The sequence below is a fragment of the Pseudomonas sp. Tav-5-1A genome, assembly GCF_055755055.1.
The window spans coordinates 6,103,797-6,130,005 of record NZ_CM146901.1 but is presented as its reverse complement, the minus strand read 5'-3'; the positions used below and the strand labels follow the sequence as shown (position 1 = coordinate 6,130,005).

Sequence of the window (26,209 nt, the reverse complement as noted above, 5' to 3'; positions counted from 1 at the left end):
TCACAAGGTTTTCACGCTGGCAGCCAGCACGGGGGCCAGGCTCAGGCGCGGGCCGTTGGCGGCCAGGGGCAGGGCCACTGGCGGATGCTCCTGGGCCCAGCGGCTCTCGACGAACTGGCGCATTTCCCGCTCGAAGCGTTGTTCGGAGAAGCGCTCGGCGTTCTCGCGGCAGGCCTGGGGGGTGATGCGGTGGGCATTGCGCTCGAACTCGCAGACGCCCTCGATGATCGCGGCCATGGTCTGCTGGTGGTAGAACACCCCGGTGGGTTGCTCGTGATCGAGGCCGTGCACGGTTTCCAGGCTGCCGCCACGGCCGAAGGCAATCACCGGCGTGCCGCAGGCCTGGGCTTCCACCGGGCTGATGCCGAAGTCTTCCTCGGCGGCGAAGACGAAGCCCTTGGCGTTGCGCAGGTACTCGCGCAGGGCGGCGAAGGGCTGGTAGCCCAGCAGGGTGACGTTGGACCCGCACACGGCCTGGCATTTTTCCATTTCCGGGCCGTCGCCGATCACGATCAGGTGCTTGTCGGGCATGGCACGGAAAGCCTCGACAATCATCGGCACGCGCTTGTAGGGCACCATGCGCGAGGTGGTCAGGTAGTACTCCTGCTTCACCGGTTGCAGGTCGAAGCCCTGGGTGTCCACGGGCGGGTAGATCACCGTGGAGTGGCGGCGGTAGGCCTTGTCGATGCGCCGGCCGATGAACTGCGAGTTGGCGATGAACTCGTCCACGGCGGCGGCGGTCCGTTGGTCCCACATGCGCATGTAGTGCAGGATCATGCGCGCCACCTTGCTCTTGAGGCCGTGGCTCAGGCCAGCCTCGTTCAGATACTGGTGCTGCAGGTCCCAGGCGTAGCGGATGGGCGAGTGCACGTAGCTGATGTGCAGCTGGTCGGGGCCGGTGAGCACGCCCTTGGCCACGGCGTGGCTGCTGGAAATGATCAGGTCGTAGCCCGACAGGTCCAGTTGCTCGATGGCCAGCGGCATTAGCGGCAGGTACTGCTGGTAGCGGGTACGGGCCTTGGGCAGGTGCTGGATGAAGGTCGTCTGGGCGCGCTTGCCACCCAGGTGGGCGCGGTCCTCGTCGCTGAGGAAATCGATGACCGAGAACAGGTCGGCGTCGGGCCAGATTTTCAGCAGTGCGGCCAACACGCGCTCGGCACCTGCGTAAGTCACCAGCCAGTCATGGACGATTGCGATTTTCATGATGCCACCAATTGTTGTTATGGCAGGGCCGGGGCCCCGCGATTATTTGGGTACGCTGGCGTTCAAGGGCAGTGCGCCGCGGTGTGGGGGCGGTTCGGCGAGCAGGGTGTCGATGCGTTCGCTGACCAGCGCCGCCGAGCGCTCCCAGTCGAAACGCGACACGTTGTGCAGGCCCAGGGTGCGCAGTTGCTGGCGGATGCACTGGTTGGTCAGCACCAGGTTCATGGCCTGGCTGATGTGCTCCACGTCCAGGGGGTCGAAGTACAGCGCGCTGGACTGCAGCACTTCGGGAATCGAGGCGGCGTTGGCGGCCAGCACCGGGCAGCCGCAGGCCTGGGCCTCCAGGGGCGGGATGCCGAACCCCTCGTACAGCGAGGGGAAGACGAAGGCCGCGGCGCCCTGGTACTGGGTAATCAGCTCTTCGTCGCTGAGGCGGCCAAGGAAGCGAATGCGCGGGTCGCTGTTGGCCAGGCGCTCCAGGTTGGCGTCGGCGAAGATGCCGTTGGCGCCGCCGACGATGCGCAACTGCACGCGCTCGTGGCCCCGCAGCTGCAGGAAGGCCTGGATCATGCGGGTGAAGTTCTTGTGCTCGCTGGGCGATGACACGGCCAGCAGGTAGGGGCTGCGCTGCTTGCCGGCAACGCCGGGCTGGAATTCGTCGCTGACGGCGTTGGGCACCACCAGGATGCGTTCCTTGGGAAAGTCATAGAACTCTGAGATTTCCCGCCGCGAGAAGTCGCTCACGGTGATCAGGTTTTTCAGGTGCCGCAGCAAAATCGGCGTCATCACCCGGTAGCTGGTGCGGAACGCCCAGGTGTAGCTCCTGGGGTGGCGCACGTAGGTGATGTCGTGGTGCGTGGCGATCTGGTTGCGGTACATCAGCGGTGCGGTGGCGCCCAACGACACCAGCAGCGGCGAGCCCTGGCTGCGCAGGTAGCGCGGCAGCTCCAGCTGTTCCCAGCGGTGGCCGCCATGGCGGCCGACGGTTTGCACATTGAGGCGCCGGGCGGTGTCGTGCATCTGGATGCGGTCGGGGCAGACGAACACCACGTCCTGGCGCCGGGCCTGCAGGGCCAGGCTCACCTGTTCGGCGAAGCGCTGCACGCCGCGCAGCTCCTGGGTGAGAAAACGAGCATTGATGACAACCATCGTTCGTTCCTTCAAGGCTTGGCCTTGTCGCTCAGCGGGTGAACAGCCAACTGGCTGTGCCCAGGCTGATGATTCGGGGGAAAACGTCCAGCGTGATGACCGTGGTGCAGTGTTCTTCTTCAGCCTTGGGGCACTGCCATTGCCCCGAAGTGACCCGGCCACGCTCGGGGTGGCGGGTGTCCAGGGTCTGTACCGGGCCCTGCTGCCGGCCGTTGGCTTCGATCTTGACCTGGCGCGGCTGGCCGACGGTCCAGGCCACCAGCACCTGCTCGTCGCCCTTGGCGAAATTGAGCAGGTAGAGGTCACCGGCCTGCAGGCTCTTGAGGCTGTCGTAGCGGTACTGGGTGAGCACCGGGCTGATGGCCTTGAGCACGTTGTAGGCCGGCTTGGGCGCGAGGTTGGGGCGCAGCAGGCCGAAGTGGTGCTCGAACTCCTCCGCGTCGGTGCCGTCCTCGACCAGGTCGTACCACCACATGCCGCGGATGTTGGGCCGGGTCTTGGCCAGGAAGTAGGCGCGGGCCAGGTACTGGGCCTGGGTGTCTTCATCGATGCCGCATTTGCCGGTGTTGGTCGGCCAGCCCATCTCGGTCAGGTACAGCGGCACTGGCTTGCCGGCCAGGCGGGTCAGGCGCTGGTCCACCGCGGTCATCCACTGAATCCAGCCTTCCGGCGTCTTGCGCACGTCGCTGTCGCCGTAGCAGTGCACGTACGGGTGCAGGGACAGGCCGTCGACCCAGTCCGCGACGCCGCCCTGCACCAGCCGGTCGGCAAACCCTTCGTTGATGCCTGCGGTGGTGACGGCGCCGGCCAGCACCTTGGCCTTGGGGTCGTTCTGGCGGATCTGCCGGCTGGTCAGCTTGACCAGGGCCAGGTAGTCGTCGCTCAGCCTGCGGTCGCCCGCGCCGGCCAGGTCCCACTCGTTCCACACCTCGTACAGGTTCACCCGCCCGGCCATGGCGCGGGTGACGAAGTCCACGTAGCTGGCGAAGCCATTGCTGACCGCCGGGGTACGCGGCAGCGCGTTGTTCTCGTAGAACTGGTTGCCGTAGTCGAGGATCACCAGGTTGGCCATGCCCCGGCCAGTCCTGGCCGCGTCGTACTCGCGCCAGCTGGTGGGGAACTGCAACTGCCCCGGGGCCAGTTCCACGCGGGCCCAGTACGCGTCCTCGCGCACCGAGTTGATGCCGGCTTCGCTGGCCAGCTGAAACTGGCGCGCCAGCAGCGGCGAGCCGTCCATCAAATGGGTGGTGGTACCGACGATGAACGGCTCGGCGGCTGCCACCACTCCGGTGGTCATGGCGCCCTGGACGGCCAGGGCCAGATAGAGAGGCAGTCTTCGCATGATCGCTCACAGGGCTCGCACGGGCAGGGCAAGGGCTGGGGGTCGGAGTCTGGGCAGTGGGTTGGCGCGACGGGCTGCGGCAGGCATGGCCTTGCGGCGCAGGGCCACCGACACCGCGAAGCCCAGGAACAGTGCGGCGACCGAGGCTTCGGGCACGTCGGTGGTCCAGCTGATCAGGGTCAGGCAGAAGCACACGCTGACCAGCGCCCTGGACAGGCGCGTGCTCTTGTCACGCAGGCCGATCATCAGCGCGATCATCAGGCAGTACACCACCAGGCCCGCGGCACCGAAGGTGGCCCACAGGTACAGCGCGCTGTTGTCGGCCACCACCGGCGCGCTGGCGCTGTAGATGGGGAAGGCGCTGGCAGTGCTGCCGACCATGCCGAAGCCTGCGCCCAGCCAGGTCCAGCCCTGGCTCCACTGGTTGAACACCAGGTTCGGCCAGGTGTTCATCAGGCGGTCGTAAAACGACGCCAGCACGCCGCTCTGGGCCGAGTCCGCGTTGTTGTCGAAGGTCATCATCAGGCCCATCACCGGCAGGGCGATGCCCATGGCCACCACTACCGTGAAGATCACCCGGCAGGTCAGGCGGTGTTGCAGCAGGGGCAACATCAGCACGGTGCAGGCGTAGGCCACGGCGGTGGACTTGTTGGTGGTGAGGTAGATGGCCACCATGCAGGTGCCGAACATCAGCAGCTTGAGGATGTTGGAGCGCATGAAGGCGGTCAGGTACAGGCTGAAGACGGCGATCATCACCGACAGCACCGTGGACATGCGGGTGAAGCCGGCGATGCGGTCCACGCCGTTTTCATTCCAGCTCATGTTGGCGCTGACCTCGGTGTCGCCGATGCTGTAGCTGTAGCCCTTCCAGGGCACCGCGGTGTACTTGTCCAGGGCCAGGCCTGCCAGCGACGCCGCCAGGCACAGCAGTACCACCACCGCCAGCAGGCGCTTGCGGTGCTCCAGGTGCGTGCCGCACACCAGGGCGAACAGGAACGGGGCGTACATGTAGAAGGCGAAGCCGACGTTGTTCAGCGCCGCCCCGTGGAGCATGCCCAGCAGTGCCGCGCTGACCAACAGCAACAGGGTGATCCAGAAGCTGCGGCTGCCCTTGAACGTCAGCAGCTCCACGGCGAACAGCGCCAGGCAGGCGGCCTTGGGCAGGTACAGCAGCGCCGAGGCGCCGGCCTGGTCGAGGTAGAAGCGCAGGGCGCCGGAGAACGTCTCCACCACGATCAGGCTGATGGCCACCAGCACCACGATCAGCGACTTGCTGAGCGCGATGCGCGGTGCGCGGCTAGAGCGATTCGGAGGCAGGCTGGTTTGCATGATGGGCGCCTCGGTTCTGGTAAACCTGGAAGAACAGCTGTTGGTAACTGTCGAGCATGCGATCGATGTCCAGCAGGGGGGCCACGCTGGCCCGCGCCTGGCCGGCCAGTTGCCGGCGCAGCTCGGGCTGGCGGTACAGGCGCAGCATGGCCAGGCCCAGCGAGTCGGGCTCGTCGGGGTTGCACAGCAGGCCGTTGATGCCTTCGCGGATGATCTCCGGCAGGCCGCCGCGGTGGCTGGCGATCACCGGCACCGAGTGCGCGCAGGCTTCCACCGCGACCAGGCCGAAGGGCTCGTGCCACAGGGACGGCACCAGGGCGACGTCGATCTGCCGGTAGAAGCTCTCGGGCGACTGGTAGCCCACCAGGTGAATGTTCTCGGCATCGCCGATCAGCTGGCGCAGCTCGCGCTCGTAGTCCTGTTGCCCGCGCCCGGCGATCTGCAGGGTGGCGTTGAACGGCAGGCGCTTGAACTGCTCGATCATCCAGCGCACGCCCTTGTGGTCCGACAGCGTGCCCAGGAAGCCGAAGCGCAGCGGCTCGCTGTGGGCCAGGCGGCCCTTGGGCCAGTGCGGCATGACTTCTTCCACCCGCGGGCTGGCGTTGTAGATCACATGGGACGAGGCGTTGCGGAAGAACCGCGCGTTGTGCAGGCGGTCGAGCAGGAAGTGGCTGACGCCCACCACCGCGTCCACCTGCGCCGAACGTTCGGCGTGGCCCTGGCGCAAGGTCTGGCACAGGGTGCAGGGGCCGTTGCAGCATTGGCGCTTCTTGAACATCAGGCTGCCGGGGCACAGCAGGTACATGTCGTGCAGCACCTGCACGATCGGCACGTCGGCCTTGGCGATTTCATCCCACACCGCCACCGACCAGCCACCCAGGTTGTGGCACACCACCAGGTCGATGCTTTCCTGCTGCATCACCTGCCGCACATAGGCACGCATGCCCATGTTGTAGCGGTCGCGCAGGTGCCAGCCCAGGCGCGCCAGGGCGTTGGGGCGCTGGTCGCTGAAGTGCCAGTAGGTGTTGAGCACGCCGGCGCGGTACACCTTCACGCCCTTGACCTGGTCCTCGACCAGGCCGGCCGCGGCGCCGGTGGTCAGCACGCACACGCTCATGCCACGCCGGTGTAACCCTTCGACCGTGCGTTGCAGCACGATTTCAGCGCCGCCGCCAATGTTTGGCGAGTACAGGCTGGAAAGGAAGAGCACGTTCATAGCGGGAACAACTTGTTGAGGCCAAGGCGGCCGGCTTCGCCATCGGCGATGGCCTGCTGCAGCAGGGCGAAGCGCGCGTGGGTGCCACGGCGCCAGGCCACCAGGTGCAGCAGGGTCATGAATACGGCGCGGTTGAGGCTGTACATCCAGCCCCAGCGGGCCCACACGAACTTGTCGAACCAGGCCTGGTTGCGGGCGGTGTAGTAGGCGCGCAGGTCGGAATCGCCGAGCAGGAAGGCCTCGTAGATGTTGCCGGTGCGAGCCTTGATGTTCCACGAGTGCTCCAGGTCTTCGAGCTGGGCGTCGGTGACCAGGAAAATGTGCCCGCCGCTGGCGGTGATGCGCCGGGTGTATTCGGTGTCGTCGGCGTACAGGATCATGTCGGTGCGCGGCAGGCCGATGTTCTCGTACATGGCGCGGTGGCCCAGCAGGCCGCCATAGGTGGCGAACGGCAGCTTCACCAGGCTGTGGTGCAGGCTGTCGGCGTGGGGCTTGCCCCAGGGCAGGCGCCGCCACAGCTTGTAGGGCAGCTGGGCGATGTGGAAGCCGAAGCAGCTGGAACGGTGCGGGAAGGCGAAGCGCCGTGGCACGCCGGCGGCGATGTCGGCCTGGTGGGTGGGGCGGAAGCCTTGCACGGCTACCTGGGCACGGCCCAGCTTGCGCGAGCACTCGGCCAGGCGTTGATGCAGCAGTTCGATGGCGCCGGGGGTTGGCGCGTTGTCGTCGTCCATCAGCCAGATGTATTCGGCGCCGGCCTGCAACGCGGCGTTGATGCCCACGGCGTAGCCGTTGGCCGAGCCGGTGTTGCTGGGCAGGTCGATGATCTGCACCTGGACGGGCCAGCGGCGCAGCAGTTGGCCCAGGTCGGCGCTGGCGGCGTTGTTGACCACGATCACCTGGGCGATCTCGGCGCAGGCCAGCGAGCGCTCAATCAGTGTTGTCAGGTAGTGAAGCCGGTCCCCGTAGGTCAGGGTGACCAGGGTGGTAGTCGCAAGCATGGCGGATCCCCCTCTTGTTGTTTGGCTGGCGCAGGTTCAGCAGGCTGGCAGGGCCACGCGCGACAGGCTGCTCTTGGGCAGGCTGACGCGCTGTTCGCGTTGCAGCAGGTTGAGCAGGATCACCGCCCGTTCCTGGCCGTCGTCGCTGAGGAAAATGGCCTGGATCTCGCTGTTGCCGGTGCGCACCATCACGGCCTCGCCCTGGTTGAAACTGGGCACCGGTTGCGGCGCGGCCAGGCGTTGGCGGATCTGCGCGATCAGGCTGGCGGGCACCGGGCAGGGCGCGCCGCCGAAGGCCACGATGCGGCAGACGCCACGGGTGGAGCGAATCGGGTACCAGCTGTCGCCTTCTTCCAGGCGAATGAACAGGTAACCGGGGAACAGCTCTTCCTCGACGGCCTTGCGTGCCTTGCGGGCGCTATCGGGGTTGGCCTTGAGCGGGCGAAAACACTCGAACTGCTGACGAATCAGGTGTTCTTCGGCACGACCTTCCTGGCGTGGCTTGGTCTGGATCAGGTACCAATTGGAACTGTCAGTGAAGTGGCTCATGGTGCTGTTCTCGCTTGCCCCCCGGCGGTGGCGCGGGGGGTGTCAAAGGCCTGGGGTCATGGCTGGCCGGTCACTTCTTGGAGGGGCCGTAGTTGTAGGCAGAGCAGTCGTATTCGGCCGTGGCAGCCTTGCGTTGGATGCCGTTGAAAATGGCACCCTTGACCAGCACGCCGTTCTGCGCGAGGCGGCGCTTGGCGCTTTCCACTTCCTTGATCGAGCTTTTGCCGAAGCGCGCCACCAGCAGCGTGGTGCCCGCCTGGCGGCCCACCAGGGCAGCGTCGGTGACCGCCATGATCGGCGGGGTGTCGATGATCACCAGGTCGTACTTGGGCGACAGCTCGCGCAGCAGCTTGTGGAAGTTGTCGTGCATCAGCAGTTCGGACGGGTTAGGCGCCGCGAAGCCGCAGGAGATGAAGTGCAGGTTGTCCACCGCCGTGGCGTTGATCACCTCGCGATTGCTCAGGCGTGCGGCCAGGGCATCCGACAGGCCGTGGCGCGGTTGCAGGCCCAGCACTTTATGCAGGTAGCCCTTGCGCATGTCGGCGTCGATCAGCAGCACTTTCTTCCCGGTCTGGGCGATGATCACCGCCAGGTTGGCGCTGACGAACGACTTGCCCACCGCCGGGCTGGGGCTGGAGATCATCAGCACATTGTTGCGCGCCTCGAGCATGGCGAAGTGCAAGCTGGTGCGCAGGCTGCGCAGCGACTCGACCGCCAGTTCGGTGGGTTCTGCGACGCTCAGCAGCTTGGCGTCGGCGCCGCCGCTGCGTGGCTGGCGGCCCTTGTTCAGGCGTTCCTGCAGGCGCGACAGTGGCACTGAGGCGTACACCGGGATGCCCAGGTTCTCGATGTCGTCGGGGTTCACGATGCCGCGGTCGAAGGCCTGGCGAATGAAGATGATGGCCACGGCCACCAGCCCGCCCAGCAGCACCGAGAGCAGCACGATCAGCTTGCGCATCGGCTTCACCGGTTCTTCGACGTTGGCGTCGGCCTTGTCGATGATGCGCACGTTGCCGATGTTGCCGGCGCGGATGATGTCCTGTTCCTGGGTCTTGTTCAGCAGTTGGGTGTAGGTCTGGTTGGTGACCTGTTGCTCGCGGGTCAGGCGCAGCAGTTCCTGCTGGGTTTCAGGCAGCACGCGGACCTTGGCCTGCATGGCGGCTTTCTGTGCTTCCAGCTGGTTGATCTGGTTGGTCAGCGCCACCTGGGTGGGGTGCTGGCGGGTGTACAGGCGGTCCAGGTCAGGGCGTTTGAGCTTGAGCTCGGAAATGGTGTTGTCCACCGACACCACCTGGTTGAGCAGGGCGGTGGTTTCCTGGCTGATATCCACCGACTTGCTGCGCATCTGGTAGTCATGCAGGGCGTCTTCGGCCTTGGTCAGTTCGCCACGCACGATGGGCAGTTGCGAGCGCAGGAACTGCAGGCGCTGTTCGGCTTCGGCCGAGGTGCGCTGCATGTTCTGTTGCAGGTACAGGCGGCTGACGTCGTTGAGCACGGTGTTCGCCTGGACCGGATCAGGGTCTTCCAGCGACAGGTAGACGATGCCCGAGTCCTTGCCGGCTTCCACCACCTTCAGCTTGTTCTGGTAGGCCAGCTGGGTCACCAGGGCGCGGTTGCGCGCCAGGTTGAACTCGGTGCCCGGGCGGGCTTGCAGGGTGTCGACCTTCAGGCTGATATCGCCGGCGCTGGCCAGCACGCCGACCTGGCCCTTGAGCAGCAGGTTGTCGTCGCTGTCGAGCACGCGGTACTGACCGTTGTCACCGGCCACCAGGGTCATTTTCTTGCCCAGCAGGCTGTCCGGCACTTCGAGGGTGGACACGGCGATCTTCTCGCCACCCCAGGCGAAGCTGTCCAGGCCCAGCACTGGCGCGGCCACTGGCTGTTCGGCGGTGGGCTTGAAGTGACGGGCCATGTAGCCGCCGATGCCGGGTACCCGCTTGGGCTGCTGGACGATGTCCAGGTTCAGTTCGCTGACCACCTGGCCCAGCACCGAGCGCGAACGAATCAGTTCGATCTCGGCGGTGGCCTGGGACACGGCATTGGGCTTGGTGTTGATTTCCGGAGTGGCGTCCAGGCCCACGCGCTTGGGTTCGATCTGGATCATCACGTTGGCCTGGTAGATCGGCGTGGCCAGGATGGCGAACGCCAGGCCGGCCACGGCGAAGCTGCCGACCACGGAGGCGATCAGGCGCTTGTGGTCGAACAGGGTGCGCAGGATGGTGGCCAGGTCCAGCTGAGTATCCTGGTAGTACTCCAGTGAAGAGCGGCTCATTGCAGTCATTTTTATTGGTCCTCGATACTCAGGTAGGGCATCCAGTCATCGACGCAGCGCGACAAGTGCGTGTAGGTCTGCTGAAAGGCGTTCTTGGGGCGACGGTAGGGGTCGGCGATCTGCAGGTCGTTCTGCCACTTGCCGATCAGGAACGCCTTGCCCCGTACTTCGGGGGCCAGGCGTACAACGCGGTGCAGTTGTTCGTGTTCCATCAGCAGCACCAGGTCGGCCCAGTGCAGCAGTTCGGGGGTAACCTGGCAGGCGCGGTGGTCGCCGCCCTTGATGCGGTTCTGCTTGAGCACGGCCCGGGCCTCGACGTCCATGTGTGCGCCGTTGTGGGCCTGCACGCCCGCCGAATTCACGGCCAGGCGCCCGGCCACCCGGTGGCGCAGCAGCGCGGCGGCCATGGGGCTGCGGCAGATGTTGCCGACGCAGACAAACAGGACGTTACTGAACATGGCCGTCTCAGCCCCGCGCCGTGGACGCGGTGAGGCGCCGGAACAGGTTGACGCTGATGTTGCGGGCCATCAGCGCCAGGGCCAGCAGCTTCTTCACCGGCGAGATCGCCGACAGCGACAGCCCGAACACCTGCACCAGGCAGTGCTCGTACAGCGGCTGGTTGCCGATGCGGAAGTAGTAGTTGGCCAGCGCGGCGTAGGTGTTGAGGGTCATCTGCAGCTTTTTCTTGTCCGAGCGCATGGAGAACACGCCACCGCTGTGCACCCGGTAGGCCGCCGGGGCGATGTCACCCAGGTACTTGCCCTTGCCGTGGGCACCCAGCAGGCACCACCACACCAGGTCATTGAGCGGCGCGCCGCGCAGCTCGCGGGGCATGTCGTGCAGCACGTTGCGGAAGCAGGTGGTGAGGGTGGAAATGGGCCGGCCCTTCATCAGCTCCAGGCTGGTGGCGTCGCTCTGGCCCTTGCCTTGCAACTGGATGCCCTGCAGGCCCTGGTCGCTGAAGGCCATGGCGTCGTGGTAGGTCAGCACGTAGTCCAGGTGGGCTTCCAGGAAGTCGACCTGCTTCTGCAGCTTGAAGGGGTCGGTCCAGTAGTCGTCGCCCTCGCAGAAGGCGATGTACTTGCCGCGCGACAGGCGGAACAGCCCGGGGCAAGGGTGGTTGCCCTGCTGGTACTGGTTCTCGCTTTGCAGCAGCGCGCGGATGATGTTCGGGTAGCGCTTGGCGTACTCGCTGACGATGGCCGCGGTGCCGTCCGTGGAGCAGTCATCGTTGATGACGATCTCGAAGGGGAAATCGGTCTGCTGGGCCAGGAAGCTGTCCAGGGTCTGGGCCACGAAGCGCTCGTGGTTGTAGGTAGGGCAGACGATGCTCAGCAGCGGGTCGCGAGCAGGGCCCCAGTTTTTCATGATGTCGCTTTCGAGTCTGCTGTTCATCGTTGCGTGCTCGGTTTGTTGAAGATCAGGACCGCCCGTTGCAGCCAGGGCCGGTAGCTGCCGGCCACCAGCAGCAGGGTGACCAGCCCGCACAGGGCCAGGGCGAAGAAGGTCTGCAGTCGGTTGTCACCGACCAGGGCGTTGACCAGCGGTTGGGTCAGGGCCACGCCCAGGGCACTCATCAGGCTGATGCGCAGCACGTCCAGCAGCCACGACCGCTGGATGCCAGGGGCCAGGCGCCGGTGGATGAAGGCCGGCCACACCGCGAATGCCACCAGGCGCAGCACGAACCAGGCGACTGCGGCGCCCAGGGCGCCCTGGTAATGCACGGCCAGCATCAGCACCGGCACGGTGACCGCCACCGACACCAGGCTGTAGCGCAGGTGCAGGTGCATGCGGCCGTGGGCGTATTGCAGGTAGAACTGAAAACCGCTGAGGCAGAGGATGGCGCTGCCCAGCGCGTACCAGAACAGGATCGGTGCCACCCAGTTGGCGGCCTCGCGGTCGCCGCTCCAGGCGTAGATCAGCGCCCCGCCGTGCAGGGCCACCACCACGCCCAGGGGCACGATGAAGGTGGCGACGAAGCGGTGCGCGGCCAGGTACAGCTGCTGCATGTCGGCTTCGCGGCCCTGGGCCATCAGCGCGGTCATGCGTGGCAGCAGGGTCTGTACCAGCGGGTTGATCAGCATCAGGATGCCGGTGCTGACCAGCGCCACCAGCGAGAAGTAGCCGTAGTCCTTGAGGGACAGGGCCGACGACAGCAGCACCTTGTCCAGTTGCGTCAGCAGAATCCACAGCACCGCGGCGAGCGACAGGCTGGCGGCGAACGGCAGCACCGGCTTGACCAGCGCCCAGTTGAAGCCGCTCGCCAGCCGTGGCGGTGGCAGGCGGCGCCAGGCCTTGGCGGCGAACAGCAGCGCTTCGAACACACCCACCGCCGCCTGGAAGACGAAGAACACCACCGGGTCCTGGGACACCCAGGCCACCAGCGCCAGGCCGCCGAAGTAGCGCAGGGTGGCGACCGCGACGTTGGCACCGTTGAGCCAGGCGTGCAGTTCCAGGCCTTGCAGGCCGCTCTTGTACAGGGTGGCGTAGAGCCGGCAGGCCACTTGCGGGCCCATCAGTGCCACGCACAACGCCAGGGTGTGCGGGGCCAGGTGCTGGGCGTTCAACCATTCGCCGGCGATCCACGGGCTGGCCAGCCAGGTGCCCAGCACGCACAGCAGCGCCAGTGGCAGGAAGATCAGCTCGAAGGAGCGCAACAGCCAGCCGGCCAGGTGCTGTTCACGGGCCGCGCCCTGATGGTGGGCGACCTCGCGCACCAGCGACGGCGACATGCCGGCGTCCAGCAGGGTCAGCCAGGCCTGCAGCACGGTGTAGAAACCGATCACCCCGTACACTTCGGCGCCCAGGTGGCGCAGGTAGAACGGCATGATCAGGATCCCCACCAGCAGCGCATAGGCCTGGCCCAGGTAGCTGATCGTGGTGTTGTGCACCACCGAGCGCTTGGTCATAGCCGTTATACCGCGTGGGCCAGCGACGCATCCTGCGGCTGCGCCTGGTCGCGCTGGCGCAGCAGGGTGTCGATGACCTGGTCCTGGGTGGCACGCTCCAGGCCCGGGTAGATCGGCAGGCACAGGATGCGCTGGCTCAGGCCGCGCGAGTGTGGCTGCGCGGCCTGGGGCTGCAGGTAGTCCAGGGTGTCCAGCGACGGGTAGAAGTAGCGCCGTGGGTTGATGCCCTGGGCCTGCAGCGCGTCGCGCACTGCCAGCGCTTCGGCCTGGTTCTGCAGGCCTACCGGGAAGTAGCTGTAGTTGATGTCGTTGTCGTCGTTGATGCCTTGCAGGTCGACGTGGCCGCGCAGCTTCTCCTCGTAGTAGTGGCCCATCTCGGCGCGCTGCTCGAAGATGTGCGCGATGTCGTCCAGCACGCACAGGCCCATGGCCGAGGAGAATTCGTTGAGCTTGGCGTTGGTGCCCAGGCCTTCGATGCGATCCACGCCGGTGATGCCGAAGTTGCACAGCTTGCGGATTTCGCGCGCCAGGTCATCGTCCTGGGTGACGATGGCGCCGCCCTCGATGGTGTGGAACAGCTTGGTGGCGTGGAAGCTCAGGGTGCTGGCGTCGCCCCAGTTGAAAACCGACTGCCCGGCGTGGCGCACGCCGAAGGCATGGGCGCCGTCGTACACCACCTTGAGGTTGCGGCGCTTGGCGATGGCGTCGATGCCTTCCACGTCGCAGGGGTTGCCGAACACGTGGGTGGCGACGATGGCGCTGGTGTCGGAGCCGATGCGCGACTCGATCTGCTCGGGGTCGATGTTCCAGGTGCGCGGGTCGATGTCGCCGAACACCGGGCGGATGCCTTCCCATTGCAGGGTGCTGCTGGTGGCCACGAAGCTGAACGGCGTGGTCACGGCGCTGCCGCTCAGGCCCAGGGCCCGGTAGGCCACTTGCAGGGCCAGGGTGCCGTTGTTGGTGAGGATCAGGTTGCGCACGCCCAGGAACTCTTTCAGGCGTTCTTCCAGCTCGCAGCACAGCGGGCCGTGGTTGGTCATCCAGTGCGAGGCGTAGATCAGGTCCACGTACGCCTTGAACTTGTCGATGTTGCCCAGATAGGACTTGGTCACGTTAATCATGGAATTCTCCCGGCAAGGGCCACCCAGGGTGGCAGCGTCAAGGCGTACTCAGGACAGTGGTGCATCGGTGCGCGCTACAACTTTGCGAGCGCGATGCTGGTTCAGCTTCAATATCAACCGCGTTACCAGGCTGCCGGCATGCGGGTCGCCAAAGTGGAATAACGCCGTGGCCCGGCGGAACGCCGGGTCACACGGTTGGTTGGCATGCAGAGAGCGATACCCCCAAAAGAAATACACGTTGCCGGGGACAACTCTCAACGTACTTGGTTTTAGTATTTTTCGATCAATACAAGCACTTATGAACTTTCTGCAAAGTGCATTCTGGAATAATGTTTTTTCCAGTACATTTACCAATACCCATGAGCGCACCTTGCGCAGGTTGGGGAACAGGATCAGGTCGCCGCGCTCTTCGCCCTGGTCGGGGGTGAAGATGGGAACCAGCATGGTCACCAGGGTGGCGTCGTAGTGGAAGGCGTTGGATTCCTTGCGTCCGGTGCCGCCCTGCACGCACCGCAGCACCGGGAAGATCTCGTCGCTGGCAGCCTCGCGGCCGGTGCCCTGGGCGTGCAGGCGGGCCAGCATGGCCTTGAATTCCGGGGACTTGCCCAGCGCCGCCAGGGCACTGCCGGCCAGCGCCGGGTAGCCGTGGTAGGCGAAGTACTGGTTGTTGTGGCGCGCGGCCTGCTGCTCGACGTAGGCGCGCAGTTGGTTCAAGCCGTCCTCGGTCAAGGCGCCCTCCAGGGTGGCATGCCCCTGGGTGTTCATGTCATTGACCAAGCGGGCCGAGGTGGCTTCATCGATATGGATCAGTGGCGACATGGCAACAAACTCGCTGCGGTTTTTATTAGGAAGGTCGCGAAGGCGGGACAACGACGCTTTTATTGTTTTGCAACTTTCAGTGGGCAAAGCTACCGCCCGGTCCGACACTTACGGCCCACTCGAAAAACGTTTTATTTGGACAAAGCTACCGCCCGCTCGTGAAAACAAGCTTGTTGCACAGTGCGTTGTCAAAACCCATACGGACCCGCGAAAAGGCGAGTCAAGGCAATTAAGGTTAAGTGTTGGCAGGACTACACAAAGTACTTCAGGACTGCTGCCTGGCCGTACTCTTCGGTGCGGCTCTCCCACAACTTTTTGGCGGTGGGTGAAGAGATATATCGACCGTCTTCAACAGGCTGTCAATGGCTTTTGTCAAAAAATGCGCCCGGCCGGTAAAATCGGTGGTTAGGGCTGGTTAAGTTATTGATATGTATAGAGGTAGGAAAGTTGACGCTGGCGTTTTGCTGGCTTTTTCACCGATTCATGGCGCTTTGCCCTGTTTTCCCCAATTTCGGAGCGCGCCACCCTTGTATTTGCTGGGGGCGGCGTGCCATCTGGCTTGCAGGCCATTGGGGGCGGGCGCCAGCGACGGATTATTTACCGACGCCAAAAAAACGAAAGCCCTCGGAATGAGGGCTGGGCACTTGGCGGTATATTGACTACTGCGCGCTGAGTGGACGGTACAACTCGGGGCGTCGATCCTGGCGATAATCATTGGCCTGGCGTGCATTTGACAATGCCTCTCTATCGAGCAACGCATGGCTCAGCGCCGGGCCTGCGCCGCCATCGGCCAGGCGTTTGCCATCGGGGCCAACGATGCTGCTCATGCCGCAGTAACGCAGGGATCCCTCTGCCCCACAGTAGTTGGCATAGACCACGAAGCACTGGTTTTCGAACGCGCGGCTGCGCACTGTCACGTCGGCGATAAACTCGAATGGCAGCATATTGGCGGTGGGCACCAGTATCAGTTCGGCCCCGGCCAGAGCCAGTCTTCTGGCGTTCTCGGGGAATTCGATGTCGTAGCAGATCAATACGCCGACTCGCCAGCCGTCCAGGTCCACCACCGGGTAGTGGTCGCCACCAGGGCTGAACAGGGCACGGTCGAGTTCACCGAACAGATGGGTCTTGCGGTAATTGAGCCGGCTGTTGCCGCGCCCGTCGAACAACTGCACGCTGTTGTACAGCTGGCCATCGGCGCCACGCTCCGGGTAGCCGTAGGCGATGGCCATGCCATGTGCCTCGGCGATGCCAGCGATCACATGGGCCGACGGGCCGTTGGCGGCTTCAGCCAGGCGTTGCACGGCCGCCACGCCGATGTCGTAGCCGGTCAGGAACATCTCCGGGAATACCAGCAGTTGCACGCCCAGTGCCTTGGCGGCGCGCACCTGGGCCTGCAGGCGGGCCAGGTTGTCGATCACGGCCAGCGGCTGCGGCGTGCATTGGCACAAGGCTACATGCATGGGGCGCTCCTTATTCGGCGAGGGCGATGGGGCCGATTTCATTGAATACGTCGCCCGGCCCCGGATTGTCCGCGTGGCAGTGGCCGCCGAAGTGTTTCATGATGCCCCACACCGCATTGAGCGAAGTCTGCACCGCGCCTTCCACCCACGCCGGGGTCCAGGACACGTCGTCGCCGGCGATGAAAATGCCCCGGTGCTCGTCCGCCATATCCTGCTGCATGAAGTGCGCGTACATACGCTGGTTGTAGCGGTAGTGGCCGGGCAGCGCGCCCTTGAACGCGCCGAGGAAGTGCGGGTCGGCTTCCCAGGAGACGGTGATGGGGTCGCCGATGATATGCCCGGCGATGTCGACGTCAGGGTAGATTTTCTTCAGTGCGTCCAGCGCCAGCTTCACGCGTTTTTCCACCGGGTGCGGGAGCATCTTCAGCGCATCGCTCATCCACGAGTACGACAGGCAGATCACCCCCGGTTTGTCGTCGCCGTGGTCGAACAGGTAGGTGCCGCGGGTGAGGCGGTCGGTCAGGGTCATGCTCATCAGGTCGCGGCCGGTCTCCGGGTGCTTGTCCTTCCAGAACGGCCGGTCGACCATCACGAAGGTTTTTGACGCCTGCATGTAGCGGGTGCGGTCCAGGGCCATCCACATCTTCTGCGAGAACAGCGACTCCTCGCACTCGATCTGCGTGGTCAGCAGCCAGCTCTGGCAGGTGGCGAGCACTGCCGCGTAATGGCGGGTGTCGCCCCAGTTGTCGGTGACGGCGAAGCGGCCGTCCGGGTCGCGGGCAATCTTCTTCACCCCCGAGCGTGGCGCGCCGTGGTGCAACGAGCTGAGGCTGGTACCGGCAGGCCAGTGCGCGCATTTTTCCGGCACATGGCGCCAGATGCCCAGGGGCACCTGCTCGACGCCGCCCACCACCAGGTGCTGGTGGTCGTCGCAGTTGGTCATCACCACGCGGAAGATTTCCAGCATCGAGTTGGGGAAGTCGGAGTCCCAGCCGCCGGTGCCGAAGCCCACCTGGCCGAACACCTCGCGGTGGTGGAAGGACAGCTTGGCGAACGCCTTGGAGGTGGCGACGAAGTCATAGAAGGTGCGGTCGTCCCACAGCGGTACCAGCGTGTTCCACAGGCTTTTCAGGCGCGGCACGTCGCGGTCGCGGATGGCCTGCTGGATCTCGCTGAACTGCGAGCCGGCCTCGAGGGCGTCGGCCCAGGCGTCGGCGACCTCCTGGAACAGCGCCGGCAGGTCGGCGATGCTGCGGGCGTAGTGGGTCTGGCCCTCGAGGTCGATGACGGTGCTGCCGGAGGCGGCGGTCAGCGGGTTGGGGAACGGACGGGTTTCCAGCCCCAGCTTGTCGACGTAGTGGTAGAACGCCGTGGAGGACACCGGAAAGCGCATGCCACCCAGCTCGGCAACGATGCCCTGGGTGCCCTCGAACGTTTGCGAGCGCAGCCGGCCGCCCATTTTCGAGGCTTCGTACAGCACCGGCTTGAGGCCCAGCTTCATCAATTCGTAGGCCGCCACCAGCCCGGCGATGCCCGCACCGACAATGGCCACCTCGGCGCCGTGGTGCTCGGCGGGAATCACACCCAGGCCGGCCGGGTGCTCGATCCAGTCGTCGAAGGCGAAGGGAAAGTCCGGGCCGAAGATGGTGATCGGCTTCTTGCCGTCGGCGGGGTGGCGGTTGTGCTGAGTCATGGTCGACCTTATGGGCGGCTACTGAGCGGATCTTTCAGTATAGGAAAGGGATGCCAGCCATTTTAGGGAGCGGTCGTGTCGTAATTAAGGCGCAGAGTGTCGTCGTAATGACGTGATTCGCTGCAATATGACGAAAGCCATGATCAGACTGGTTGGCCGCGGTCGACCTTGCTGCTGAGAATGATCGACGTAGTGGTTTTTTCCACCCCGTCGACGCTGCCGATCTGATCGAGCAATTGATCCAGTTGCTCCGGCGAGTCGGTGCGCAGCCAGGCCACGTAGTCGAACTCGCCACTCACCGCGCACAGCTGTTGCACCTGGCCCATGGCGCTGAGGCGGCGCACCACCTCCTTGCCCGAACGCGGCTGCACGGTGATGCCCACGTAGGCCTGCAGGCCGCCATCGGCCAGGCGCTGGCCCAGGCGCACGCCGTAGCCGGTGATGACCTTGCCTTTCTCCAGGCGCGCCAGGCGCGAGGTCACCGTGGTGCGGGCGATGCCCAGCTGGCGAGCGAGCACGGCCACGCTTTCGCGGGCGTTGATCTGCAGGGCGGCGATCAGCTTGCGGTCGATTTCGTCGAGGGGGAGGGTGCTCAGGTCGGTCATGTTGTAGTGGCGGATATGCCATCCATACTGGCTTGAATGACGCCCTAATCGGCTCATTTTGTGAGCCGATTAAGTCAGCTAATCGGCTCACTGTCCAGATTGCACTCCGTAGCCGCTGCCGGCAGGCTGCGCTGGCCATGTCGTACGCTGGAGAGCTTGCGTCGAGGCTTAGGGCCGGCGCAGCCTGCGGCAGCGGCTACGGGGAGGTAGCCGGGCGAGACTGCAGGCATAAAAAAACCGCGCCGGAGCGCGGTTCTCTTCGAGCAGCGTGGATCAGGCGTGGGCAAAGCGCGCCTTGGGTTGCAGCAACCGCTCCGCCACCGGCCCGAACACCAGGCCGACGGTGGTCCACAGCACCAGCTGGATGCCCAGCGACGAGGTGCGGAATTTCCACAGCACGTCGGCCGAGAAGTTCGCCGGCACTTCGTTGATGGTGGGGAACAGCGCACCGGCCACGGCCATGATCACCAGGTACAGGGCCACGCCGGCGATGGCGCCAGCCCACACGCCAGAGTTGGCGATGACCTTGCGCGCGGCGTTGACGGCGATGACCGCGGCCACCACCGACACCAGCAGCATCATGAAGAACACCTGGGTGCGCAGCCCGATGGTGTCGGGGTTGCCCACCGACGGCGGGTTGGCCGGGTATTTGATTTCCGGCACCAGGATCAGCACCACGAAGGCCGCCAGGGCCAGCAGCGCGGACAGGCCACGCGGGCCGACCTTGCCGATGCGGCCCAGGGAGTAGGCGAACACCAGGGCGAAGATGCCACCCAGGGAAACGCTGTAGGCCACCACGCCGGTCAGCAGGCCGAAGGTGCTCTGCACCTCGCGGCTGACCAGCTCGGGTTCCTCGGCGTCGCCGTGCATGTGCGCCATGCCTTCTTCGAAGGCGATGGCACGGTCAACCTGGGGTTCACCGAATATTGTTGCAAAACCGAAGGCGAGGATGCCGGCCAACAGACCGACGAGCATGCCCCTGACGAGTAAACGACCAGTCATGTGAAACACCTCGAAGGGATCAGTGGCAGGGGAAGCCCAGCAGGTGGCGACCGTCGTGCACGAACTCGTGGACGTACATGCCCTTGAACAGCGCGGTGGCGCCTTGTTCAGCGCCAACGAAGTAGATTGCCAGCATCAGCAGCAGGCCGCCGAAGATCGCCCAGGGCAGGATCTCGCCCAGGGGAATGGTCGGAATCGAGATGTCGGTTTGCGAAGTAGTGCTATAGGCCATGATTACCTCAGGGATTACGCGTCCCGGTTACGGTGGATAGGTCGAAAAAAGGTCTGGCTTACGGCAAGGTGCCGACTACAGTGGCGCGACCGCGGCGGTTTTTGACCGTCTTCTTTTTTCGAAACACATTGATACAGCTGCGTCAGTGTACCTGTTTGCCCGATGAACGTCGTGAAGATTGGCCGCGCGAGGCAGGCCTGAGCGGCTACGCTTGGCTTGCAGGTTCCACATGGGGCGCAGCCATGCAAGGCGCAAACAGGTTCCAGGCGCTGGACAGCTTTCGCGGCCTGTTCGCGCTGGCGGTGGTGACGTACCACATCGGCTTGCCGGGCAGCTTCACCGAGCTGGAGTTTTTCCGCAACGCCGACCTGTTCGTGGAATTTTTCTTCGTGCTTAGCGGCTTTGTGCTGGCCCACGCCTACGGCAGCAAGGACCGCGTGGACTTCAGCCGTTTCTTCATCACCCGCTCGTTGCGCCTGTTCCCGCTGCACTGGGTGATGCTGCTGGTGTTCATCGTGCTGGAGGTGGGCAAGGCGATTGCCTGGCGCAAGGGGCTCGCGTTCAACTCGAAGCCGTTCAGCGGGGCCACCGCGCTCTCGGAAATATTGCCCAACGCCCTGCTGGTCCAGTCGTGGACCGGCTTTACCGAAGCGCTGTCGTTCAACTATCCGGCCTGGAGCATCAGCATCGAATACTACATGTACATGGTGTTCCTGGCGGCGTTGTTGCTGCGCGGCAGCGCGCGGCTGTGGGGCTGGGCAGCCATCGCCGCGCTGGCCGCGCTGGCGCTGTACTTGGAACTCGGCGGGCTGACGCCAAAGGCCCTGCGTGGGCTGTTGTGCTTCTTCGGAGGGGCGTTGGCCTACATGGCCTACCGCCGGCTGAGCACGCGGATCCGCGCCGGTTTTGCCTGCTTCACCGGGCTTGAACTGCTGTCCGTGGCCTTGGTGGTGGCGTTACTCATCTCCAGCCTCGACAACAAAATGCCGCTGGCCCGCGTGCTGTTCTGCGCGGTGGTGGTTGTGTATGCGTTTGACGGTGGTGCCGTTTCCCGACTGTTGCAGGGGCGGGTCTTTCATTTGATCGGGAAGATTTCCTACTCCATCTACATGACCCACGCGGCAGTGTGGTTCTGCGTGGTGTCCTGCTTCATGGTGCTGCAGAAGCTCACCGGCACGCCGTTCGCCCCGTTCATTGGCCCCAAGCGCTACGTGGACACCGGCAGCATGTTGCTCAACAACCTGCTGGCAGTGGCGGTGCTGCTGATGGTGGTAGGGCTGTCCTTGCTCACGTATCGCTACGTGGAACTGAAGGGCCAGCAACTGGGCGCACGGTTGGCGCAGCGGGCCCCCAGCAAGGGCGTCACCGAGGTGGGCGTGCAGGAACGTGGATCATGATTTTCAATCAACAGGTTTCAGGAGCGCCATGAACATACTCGTCACGGGGGCCACCGGCTTCCTCGGCCAGGCGGTCTGCGAGGCCTTGGCAGCGCAGCACGACAACCAGGTGCTGGGCACCAGCCGTTCGGCGGGCGCAGGGCCCGTGCCGCTGGTTGCCGTGGGTGATATCGCCGCTGCAACCGACTGGTCCGGCGCCTTGCAGGGCATCGAGGTGGTGGTGCACATCGCCGCGCGCCTCAACTTGCAGGGCGACACCAGTCCCGACCCGTTGGCCGAATACCGCCGCACCAACCTCGAAGGCACCCTGGCCCTGGCGCGCCAGGCGCTGGCAGCCGGCGTGCGAAGGCTGATCTTCATCAGTTCGGTAGGGGTCAATGGCTCCTTCACCACCGGCACGCCCTTTGACGAAACCTCGGTACCGGTGCCGGACGGCGACTACGCCATTTCCAAGTTCGAAGCCGAGGAGGGCCTGCGGGCGCTGGCGCAGGGCACGACCATGGACGTGGTCATCATCCGCCCGCCGCTGATCTACGCCGCCCACGCCCGGCGCAACTTCCCGCGGTTGTTGAAGCTGGTGGACTCCGGCCTGCCGCTGCCGTTTGCGGCGGTGGACAACCGCCGCAGCATGGTGGCCCTGGAGAACCTGGTGGACTTCATCGTGCTGTGCACCCGCCACCCGGCGGCGGGCAACCAGCTGTTCCTGATATCCGATGGCGAGGATGCCTCCACGGCGCAGATCGTCCGCTACCTGGCCGCCAGCATGGGCCGCTCGCCCCGGCTGGTGCCGGTGCCCGATGGGCTGATGCGGTGGGGGGCCAGGCTGGCGGGCAAGCAGAATATGTACACCACCTTGTGCGCGTCGCTGCAGGTGGATTCGGGCAAGGCGCGGCGGTTGTTGGGCTGGGTGCCGCCGTTGACGCTGGAGCAGGCGCTGCACAAGACGGGCAGGGCGTATAAGCAGCTGGGCTGAAAAGCGTTGGCCAGAAACGCAAAAAGCCGCGCAGATGCGCGGCTTTTTCGTAGGTGGTGGGCCCAGCAGGACTCGAACCTGCGACCAAGGGATTATGAGTCCCCTGCTCTAACCAACTGAGCTATAGGCCCCCAGTAGGTCGCGGATTATAACGACGGTTTCGCGCCAGTGCCATCCGAAAAGTCGCAAAGACGCATACGAAGAAACCGCGCGGCGAATTCGTCGGCGTTCAGGGGCAGGCTGTAGATGAAGCCCTGGATCTGTTCACAGCCTTCGCGGGCCAGGAATTGCTGCTGGTCGTCGTTCTCCACGCCCTCGGCGATCACGGTCAGTTGCATGCTGCGGCCCAGGGCAATGATCGCCCGCACGATGGCGGCGTCATGGGGGTCGGCGGGCAGGCCGCGGACGAAGGACTGGTCGATCTTGAGGATGTCCAGGGGCAGGCGCTTGAGGTAGCTGAGCGAGGAATAGCCGGTGCCGAAGTCATCGATGGCCAGCTGCACGCCCAGGCGCTTGAGGTCGTGCAGCACCGCCAGGGCTTCCTCGGCCTGGCTCATGATGAAGTTCTCGGTGATCTCCAGTTGCAGGCAGCCGGGGGCCAGGTGGTGCTGGCGCAGCAGCTGGTCGATGCGCTTGAGCAGGTTGGGCTGGCGCAGCTGGCCGCCGGCGAGGTTGACCGACAGCGGCCCGAAGCCGTCGTACAGCTGCTGCCAGGCGTGCAGCTGGCGGCAGGCCTGGTCCAGCACCCAGTCGCCGAGCTGCAGGATCATGCCGTTTTCCTCGGCCAGGGGGATGAAGCGCTCGGGGGGGACGTCACCAAAGGTGGGGTGCGCCCAGCGAATCAGCGCCTCGGCGCCGACCAGGCTGTGGTCGTGCACGCTGAACTTGGGCTGGTAGGCCAGGCTCAGTTCGCCGCGCTCGATGGCTCGGCGCAGTTCATGCTCCAGCGCGACCCGCTCGCTGGCCTGGGCGGTGAGGTCGCGGGTGTAGGACTCGACGCGGTTGCGGCCCTTGGCCTTGGAGCGGTACATGGCGGCGTCGGCGTTCTTGATCAGCGTGGGCACGTCGGTGCCGTCCTGGGGGTAGAGGCTGGTGCCGATGCTGGCGCTGGTGAAGAACTCGTGCTCGCCCGCCTGGAACGGCGCGGCGAAGCAGGCCAGTAGTTTGTTGGCGATGTGCTCGGCATCTGCCGCCTGCTGCAGCCCAGGCAGCAGGATGATGAACTCGTCGCCGCCCAGGCGCGCCACGGTGTCGATGTCGCGCACCTGTTCCTTGAGGCGCTGGGCGATGCCTTTGAGCAGCAGGTCGCCCACCGGGTGGCCGAGGCTGTCGTTGATGTGCTTGAAACGGTCCAGGTCGAGGAACAGCACGGCGCCCTGGCCGCTGACGTCGTGCTCGCGGTTGAGCGAGGCCTGCAGGCGGCTCTCGAACAGGGTGCGGTTGGGCAGGCCGGTGAGCGGGTCGTGGTGGGCCTGGTAGTCGAGGCGGGCCTGGGCGTGCTTGAGGCTGGAGATGTCGGCGAACACGGCGACGAAGTGGGTCAGCGCCGAGTCGGGGTTGCGCACGGCGCTGATGGTCAGCCAGCAGGGGTAGAGCTCGCCGTTCTTGCGCCGGTTGTGGATCTCGCCCTGCCAATGGCCCTCTGCGGTCAGGCGGTGCCACATGGCGACGTAGAAGGCGCTGTCGTGCTGGCCCGAGGCGAGCAGGGTAGGGGTGGCGCCCAGGGCTTCGCTTTCGCTGTAGCCGGTGATCTCGGTGAAGGCGCGGTTCACTGCGGTGATGCGCTGGCGGGTGTCGGTGATCAGCACGCCCTCGGCGGTGCTCTCGAACACGGTGGCTGCCAGCTGCAGCTTTTCCTGCATCAGGTGGCGGTCGGTGATGTCGCGGGCGATGGTCAGCATGCACGGCTCGCCGCCGATGGGCAGTGGGCTGGTGGACACCTCGCAGAGGCGAATGGCGCCATCACTTCGGCGCATCAGGCAGCCGAAGTCGCGCACGAAACCGTCGCGTTCGAGGATGTCGAGCAGGCGCTTGCGCTCGTTGAGGTCCACCCACAGGCCCAGGTCGAGCGTGGAGTGGTCGATGGACACATGGTTGGCGTAGCCACTGATGCGGGTGAAGCCTTCGTTCACCTCCAGCAGCACGCCGTCGCGCTGGCGGGTCAGCAGCATGCCATCGGGCGAGGCGTGGAAGGCCTTGGCGAACTTTTCCTCGCTGATCTGCAGCTGCTTCTGGGTTTCCTTCAGCTGGCTGATGTCGCGCACCACCACCACCAGCGCCGGGATGGTGTCCAACTCGAAGGGTTCGGCGGAGATCAAGCCGGTGAACATGTCGCCGTTGCTGCGCCGGAACGGCATTTCCAGGTTGCGGATGCTGCCGGCCTGCAGGCGCTGCAGCAGGCCCGGGCCAGCGCCGTCGATGCCCCAGATGTTCAGGTCGGTGGCGGTGCGCCCCACCACGTCGGTGGCGTACAGGCCGATCTGCTCCTCGAAGGCCTTGTTCACCTCCAGCAGGCAGCCATCGCTGAGGCGCGCGATCACCAGGATGTCGGGGCACTGGCGGAACACCGAGGCGAACTTCTGCTCCGACTGGCGCAGGGCTTCCTCGGTACGCTTCATCTCGCTGATGTCGATCATCAGGCCGCGCATCACCGGCTGGTGGCCCTGGCGGATCATGCTGACGATATCGCGCACCCACAGGTGGCGGCCGTCCGCCGTGACCACGCGGTAGTCGACCACGTGATCATGGCCGGCCTCGGTCTCGCGGGTGCAGTAGGTCTCGGCCCCGGCGGCATCGGCGGGGTGCAGGATGCTGCGCCAGAAGCCCGGTTTCAGCCAGTCCGTCAGCGGGTAGCCCAGCAGCGCCTCGGCGTGGGGCGATACATAGCTGTAGGTGAAATCGCTGGTGCGCGCCTCCCAGGCAATGGCCGACAGGCTTTCCACCAGCCCGCGGTAATGATATTCGCTGGCGCGCAGCTCCTGTTCCAGGGCTACCCGCCGTGAGATCTCGGAGCTCAGGCGGCGGTTGATGCGGATGACGATGGCCAGCACGGCGAGGATAACCAGCAGCGCGGGCAGGCCGTAGGTGAGGTAGTCGCGCCACAGGGTGCGATGGTCGATGACCTGGCCCACCCAACGCTCCTGGATCTGGTTGAGTTGCGCCGGGGTCAGGCTGGCCAGGGCCTTGTCGAGAATGCCCACTAGGATTTTCTCGTCCGCCGGCACGCCCATGGCCAGCTGGTAGCGGTAGGGCGTCTCGCCGCTGACGTAGATACCCTGCAATTTCAACTGCCGCAGGCTCCAGACGCTGGACGCCAGGTCGCCCACCACGGCGTCCACCTGGCCCGTGGCCAAGGCTTCGAGGGCCGAGCTGACGTTGGGCTGCGGGTCGAGGTTGAGGTCCGGGTGGTGGGTGCGCAACAGTTCGTGGGGGGCGTAGTTCTCCACCACGGCTACCTTCAGCCCGTAGAGATCGGTCAGGTTGCGCGGTTGGGCGCCGTTCTTGCGCGCCAGGATGACGATGGGGAAATCCAGGTAGGGGCGGGTGAACGCCATGTAGGTCTGGCGGTCGGGCGTGGACATCACGCCCGGCAGCAGGTCCACCTGGCCTTTCTGCGCCAGGTGCAGCACTTCGGTCCAGCTGGTGGGTTCGATGGGGGTGAGCTTGACGTCCAGCGCCTGCTGCACCAGGTGGATGTAGTCGGCAGCCAGGCCCTGGTAAAGGCCGCTGGCATCACGAAACTCGAACGGTGGCCACGACGCATCCACGCCCAGGCGCAACTCGGGATGGTCCTTGAGCCAGGCCCGTTCCTGATCGGTCAGGGTCAGGGCATCGGCTGTTGCTGTCCAACACAGCAGGAGCAGCAATAGCAGCACGCGCATGTGGGCCTCGTTGCACCGGGAAAGGTTCTTCGAGTGTAGACGGCAGATGAGCGAGTGCG

Annotated in this window: 21 protein-coding genes and 1 tRNA gene; 2 read left to right on the top strand and 20 right to left on the bottom strand. The window is 65.3% G+C overall.

What is annotated here, in order from left to right:
* The 18 genes from AC0J42_RS28330 to AC0J42_RS28245 form a co-directional block, all read right to left on the bottom strand.
* Nucleotides 1-1,203: a glycosyltransferase family 4 protein gene (locus AC0J42_RS28330; RefSeq protein ID WP_416427197.1), complete on the bottom strand. Its 1,203-nt coding sequence runs from the start codon at nucleotides 1,201-1,203 to the stop codon at nucleotides 1-3.
* A 42-nt stretch (nucleotides 1,204-1,245) separates the two neighbouring features.
* The gene (locus tag AC0J42_RS28325) at nucleotides 1,246-2,352 is read right to left on the bottom strand and encodes a glycosyltransferase family 4 protein (protein WP_473004688.1); all 1,107 of its coding nucleotides are present in this window, start codon (nucleotides 2,350-2,352) and stop codon (nucleotides 1,246-1,248) included.
* 31 nt (nucleotides 2,353-2,383) lie between these two features.
* Nucleotides 2,384-3,694 (bottom strand): glycoside hydrolase 5 family protein, encoded by a 1,311-nt coding sequence (locus tag AC0J42_RS28320; protein ID WP_416427195.1) that lies wholly within the window; start codon nucleotides 3,692-3,694, stop codon nucleotides 2,384-2,386.
* A 6-nt stretch (nucleotides 3,695-3,700) separates the two neighbouring features.
* The gene (locus AC0J42_RS28315; RefSeq protein ID WP_473004687.1) at nucleotides 3,701-5,023 is read right to left on the bottom strand and encodes a hypothetical protein; all 1,323 of its coding nucleotides are present in this window, start codon (nucleotides 5,021-5,023) and stop codon (nucleotides 3,701-3,703) included.
* The gene (locus AC0J42_RS28310) at nucleotides 4,992-6,239 is read right to left on the bottom strand and encodes a glycosyltransferase family 4 protein (RefSeq protein WP_416427193.1); all 1,248 of its coding nucleotides are present in this window, start codon (nucleotides 6,237-6,239) and stop codon (nucleotides 4,992-4,994) included. The genes AC0J42_RS28315 and AC0J42_RS28310 overlap by 32 nt, the downstream gene beginning before the upstream one ends.
* Nucleotides 6,236-7,237: a glycosyltransferase gene (locus AC0J42_RS28305; RefSeq protein WP_473004685.1), complete on the bottom strand. Its 1,002-nt coding sequence runs from the start codon at nucleotides 7,235-7,237 to the stop codon at nucleotides 6,236-6,238. The genes AC0J42_RS28310 and AC0J42_RS28305 overlap by 4 nt, the downstream gene beginning before the upstream one ends.
* Nucleotides 7,238-7,273: 36 nt before the next feature.
* Nucleotides 7,274-7,786 carry a transcription/translation regulatory transformer protein RfaH gene (rfaH, locus tag AC0J42_RS28300; RefSeq protein ID WP_416427191.1) on the bottom strand — a complete coding sequence of 171 codons (513 nt, stop codon included), beginning with the start codon at nucleotides 7,784-7,786 and terminating at the stop codon, nucleotides 7,274-7,276.
* A gap of 70 nt (nucleotides 7,787-7,856) precedes the next feature.
* Complete coding sequence (locus AC0J42_RS28295) at nucleotides 7,857-10,067, bottom strand: polysaccharide biosynthesis tyrosine autokinase (RefSeq protein WP_416427190.1); 2,211 nt, start codon at nucleotides 10,065-10,067, stop codon at nucleotides 7,857-7,859.
* Between the two features lie 2 nt (nucleotides 10,068-10,069).
* Nucleotides 10,070-10,516, bottom strand: a complete 447-nt coding sequence (locus tag AC0J42_RS28290; RefSeq protein WP_416427189.1) for a low molecular weight protein-tyrosine-phosphatase — start codon at nucleotides 10,514-10,516, stop codon at nucleotides 10,070-10,072.
* A 7-nt stretch (nucleotides 10,517-10,523) separates the two neighbouring features.
* The gene (locus AC0J42_RS28285) at nucleotides 10,524-11,453 is read right to left on the bottom strand and encodes a glycosyltransferase family 2 protein (protein ID WP_473004684.1); all 930 of its coding nucleotides are present in this window, start codon (nucleotides 11,451-11,453) and stop codon (nucleotides 10,524-10,526) included.
* Entirely contained in the window at nucleotides 11,450-12,967 is a 1,518-nt protein-coding gene (locus AC0J42_RS28280) for an oligosaccharide flippase family protein (protein WP_416427187.1), read from the bottom strand. Before AC0J42_RS28280 ends, AC0J42_RS28285 begins: the two co-directional genes overlap by 4 nt.
* Nucleotides 12,968-12,972: 5 nt before the next feature.
* A complete protein-coding gene (locus AC0J42_RS28275; protein WP_416427186.1) occupies nucleotides 12,973-14,088 on the bottom strand; it encodes a DegT/DnrJ/EryC1/StrS family aminotransferase in 1,116 nt (371 codons plus the stop codon).
* A 48-nt stretch (nucleotides 14,089-14,136) separates the two neighbouring features.
* Complete coding sequence (locus tag AC0J42_RS28270) at nucleotides 14,137-14,907, bottom strand: hypothetical protein (protein ID WP_416427185.1); 771 nt, start codon at nucleotides 14,905-14,907, stop codon at nucleotides 14,137-14,139.
* A 659-nt stretch (nucleotides 14,908-15,566) separates the two neighbouring features.
* A complete protein-coding gene (locus AC0J42_RS28265; RefSeq protein ID WP_473004683.1) occupies nucleotides 15,567-16,367 on the bottom strand; it encodes a carbon-nitrogen hydrolase family protein in 801 nt (266 codons plus the stop codon).
* Nucleotides 16,368-16,377: 10 nt separating this feature from the next.
* Entirely contained in the window at nucleotides 16,378-18,060 is a 1,683-nt protein-coding gene (locus AC0J42_RS28260; RefSeq protein ID WP_473004682.1) for a flavin monoamine oxidase family protein, read from the bottom strand.
* Nucleotides 18,061-18,203: 143 nt separating this feature from the next.
* Complete coding sequence (locus AC0J42_RS28255; protein WP_473004680.1) at nucleotides 18,204-18,665, bottom strand: Lrp/AsnC family transcriptional regulator; 462 nt, start codon at nucleotides 18,663-18,665, stop codon at nucleotides 18,204-18,206.
* 273 nt (nucleotides 18,666-18,938) lie between these two features.
* Nucleotides 18,939-19,640, bottom strand: coding sequence for a CbtA family protein (locus AC0J42_RS28250; RefSeq protein WP_473006908.1), 702 nt, complete (start codon nucleotides 19,638-19,640; stop codon nucleotides 18,939-18,941).
* Nucleotides 19,641-19,686: 46 nt separating this feature from the next.
* Nucleotides 19,687-19,899, bottom strand: coding sequence for a CbtB domain-containing protein (locus AC0J42_RS28245; RefSeq protein WP_268147755.1), 213 nt, complete (start codon nucleotides 19,897-19,899; stop codon nucleotides 19,687-19,689).
* A gap of 242 nt (nucleotides 19,900-20,141) precedes the next feature.
* Here AC0J42_RS28245 and AC0J42_RS28240 point away from each other — a divergent pair, with 242 nt between their 5' ends.
* Both AC0J42_RS28240 and AC0J42_RS28235 read left to right on the top strand, forming a co-directional pair.
* A complete protein-coding gene (locus AC0J42_RS28240) occupies nucleotides 20,142-21,296 on the top strand; it encodes an acyltransferase family protein (protein WP_473004679.1) in 1,155 nt (384 codons plus the stop codon).
* Between the two features lie 28 nt (nucleotides 21,297-21,324).
* Nucleotides 21,325-22,269, top strand: a complete 945-nt coding sequence (locus AC0J42_RS28235; RefSeq protein WP_416427179.1) for an NAD-dependent epimerase/dehydratase family protein — start codon at nucleotides 21,325-21,327, stop codon at nucleotides 22,267-22,269.
* A gap of 54 nt (nucleotides 22,270-22,323) precedes the next feature.
* On the opposite strand, the gene AC0J42_RS28230 is transcribed toward AC0J42_RS28235, so the two are convergent.
* Both AC0J42_RS28230 and AC0J42_RS28225 read right to left on the bottom strand, forming a co-directional pair.
* Nucleotides 22,324-22,400: transfer RNA gene (locus AC0J42_RS28230), tRNA-Ile, on the bottom strand.
* A 15-nt stretch (nucleotides 22,401-22,415) separates the two neighbouring features.
* Nucleotides 22,416-26,150 carry a bifunctional diguanylate cyclase/phosphodiesterase gene (locus tag AC0J42_RS28225; protein WP_473004678.1) on the bottom strand — a complete coding sequence of 1,245 codons (3,735 nt, stop codon included), beginning with the start codon at nucleotides 26,148-26,150 and terminating at the stop codon, nucleotides 22,416-22,418.
* Nucleotides 26,151-26,209 lie beyond the last annotated feature (59 nt).

What these genes read in the sequence shown, in the direction of transcription:
- AC0J42_RS28330 (WP_416427197.1), bottom strand. Translation starts at nt 1,203, where the DNA reads ATGAAAATCGCAATCGTCCATGACTGGCTGGTGACTTACGCAGGTGCC.
- AC0J42_RS28325 (WP_473004688.1), bottom strand. Translation starts at nt 2,352, where the DNA reads ATGGTTGTCATCAATGCTCGTTTTCTCACCCAGGAGCTGCGCGGCGTG.
- AC0J42_RS28320 (WP_416427195.1), bottom strand. Translation starts at nt 3,694, where the DNA reads ATGCGAAGACTGCCTCTCTATCTGGCCCTGGCCGTCCAGGGCGCCATG.
- AC0J42_RS28315 (WP_473004687.1), bottom strand. Translation starts at nt 5,023, where the DNA reads ATGCAAACCAGCCTGCCTCCGAATCGCTCTAGCCGCGCACCGCGCATC.
- AC0J42_RS28310 (WP_416427193.1), bottom strand. Translation starts at nt 6,239, where the DNA reads ATGAACGTGCTCTTCCTTTCCAGCCTGTACTCGCCAAACATTGGCGGC.
- AC0J42_RS28305 (WP_473004685.1), bottom strand. Translation starts at nt 7,237, where the DNA reads ATGCTTGCGACTACCACCCTGGTCACCCTGACCTACGGGGACCGGCTT.
- rfaH (WP_416427191.1), bottom strand. Translation starts at nt 7,786, where the DNA reads ATGAGCCACTTCACTGACAGTTCCAATTGGTACCTGATCCAGACCAAG.
- AC0J42_RS28295 (WP_416427190.1), bottom strand. Translation starts at nt 10,067, where the DNA reads ATGACTGCAATGAGCCGCTCTTCACTGGAGTACTACCAGGATACTCAG.
- AC0J42_RS28290 (WP_416427189.1), bottom strand. Translation starts at nt 10,516, where the DNA reads ATGTTCAGTAACGTCCTGTTTGTCTGCGTCGGCAACATCTGCCGCAGC.
- AC0J42_RS28285 (WP_473004684.1), bottom strand. Translation starts at nt 11,453, where the DNA reads ATGAACAGCAGACTCGAAAGCGACATCATGAAAAACTGGGGCCCTGCT.
- AC0J42_RS28280 (WP_416427187.1), bottom strand. Translation starts at nt 12,967, where the DNA reads ATGACCAAGCGCTCGGTGGTGCACAACACCACGATCAGCTACCTGGGC.
- AC0J42_RS28275 (WP_416427186.1), bottom strand. Translation starts at nt 14,088, where the DNA reads ATGATTAACGTGACCAAGTCCTATCTGGGCAACATCGACAAGTTCAAG.
- AC0J42_RS28270 (WP_416427185.1), bottom strand. Translation starts at nt 14,907, where the DNA reads ATGTCGCCACTGATCCATATCGATGAAGCCACCTCGGCCCGCTTGGTC.
- AC0J42_RS28265 (WP_473004683.1), bottom strand. Translation starts at nt 16,367, where the DNA reads ATGCATGTAGCCTTGTGCCAATGCACGCCGCAGCCGCTGGCCGTGATC.
- AC0J42_RS28260 (WP_473004682.1), bottom strand. Translation starts at nt 18,060, where the DNA reads ATGACTCAGCACAACCGCCACCCCGCCGACGGCAAGAAGCCGATCACC.
- AC0J42_RS28255 (WP_473004680.1), bottom strand. Translation starts at nt 18,665, where the DNA reads ATGACCGACCTGAGCACCCTCCCCCTCGACGAAATCGACCGCAAGCTG.
- AC0J42_RS28250 (WP_473006908.1), bottom strand. Translation starts at nt 19,640, where the DNA reads ATGCTCGTCGGTCTGTTGGCCGGCATCCTCGCCTTCGGTTTTGCAACA.
- AC0J42_RS28245 (WP_268147755.1), bottom strand. Translation starts at nt 19,899, where the DNA reads ATGGCCTATAGCACTACTTCGCAAACCGACATCTCGATTCCGACCATT.
- AC0J42_RS28240 (WP_473004679.1), top strand. Translation starts at nt 20,142, where the DNA reads ATGCAAGGCGCAAACAGGTTCCAGGCGCTGGACAGCTTTCGCGGCCTG.
- AC0J42_RS28235 (WP_416427179.1), top strand. Translation starts at nt 21,325, where the DNA reads ATGAACATACTCGTCACGGGGGCCACCGGCTTCCTCGGCCAGGCGGTC.
- AC0J42_RS28225 (WP_473004678.1), bottom strand. Translation starts at nt 26,150, where the DNA reads ATGCGCGTGCTGCTATTGCTGCTCCTGCTGTGTTGGACAGCAACAGCC.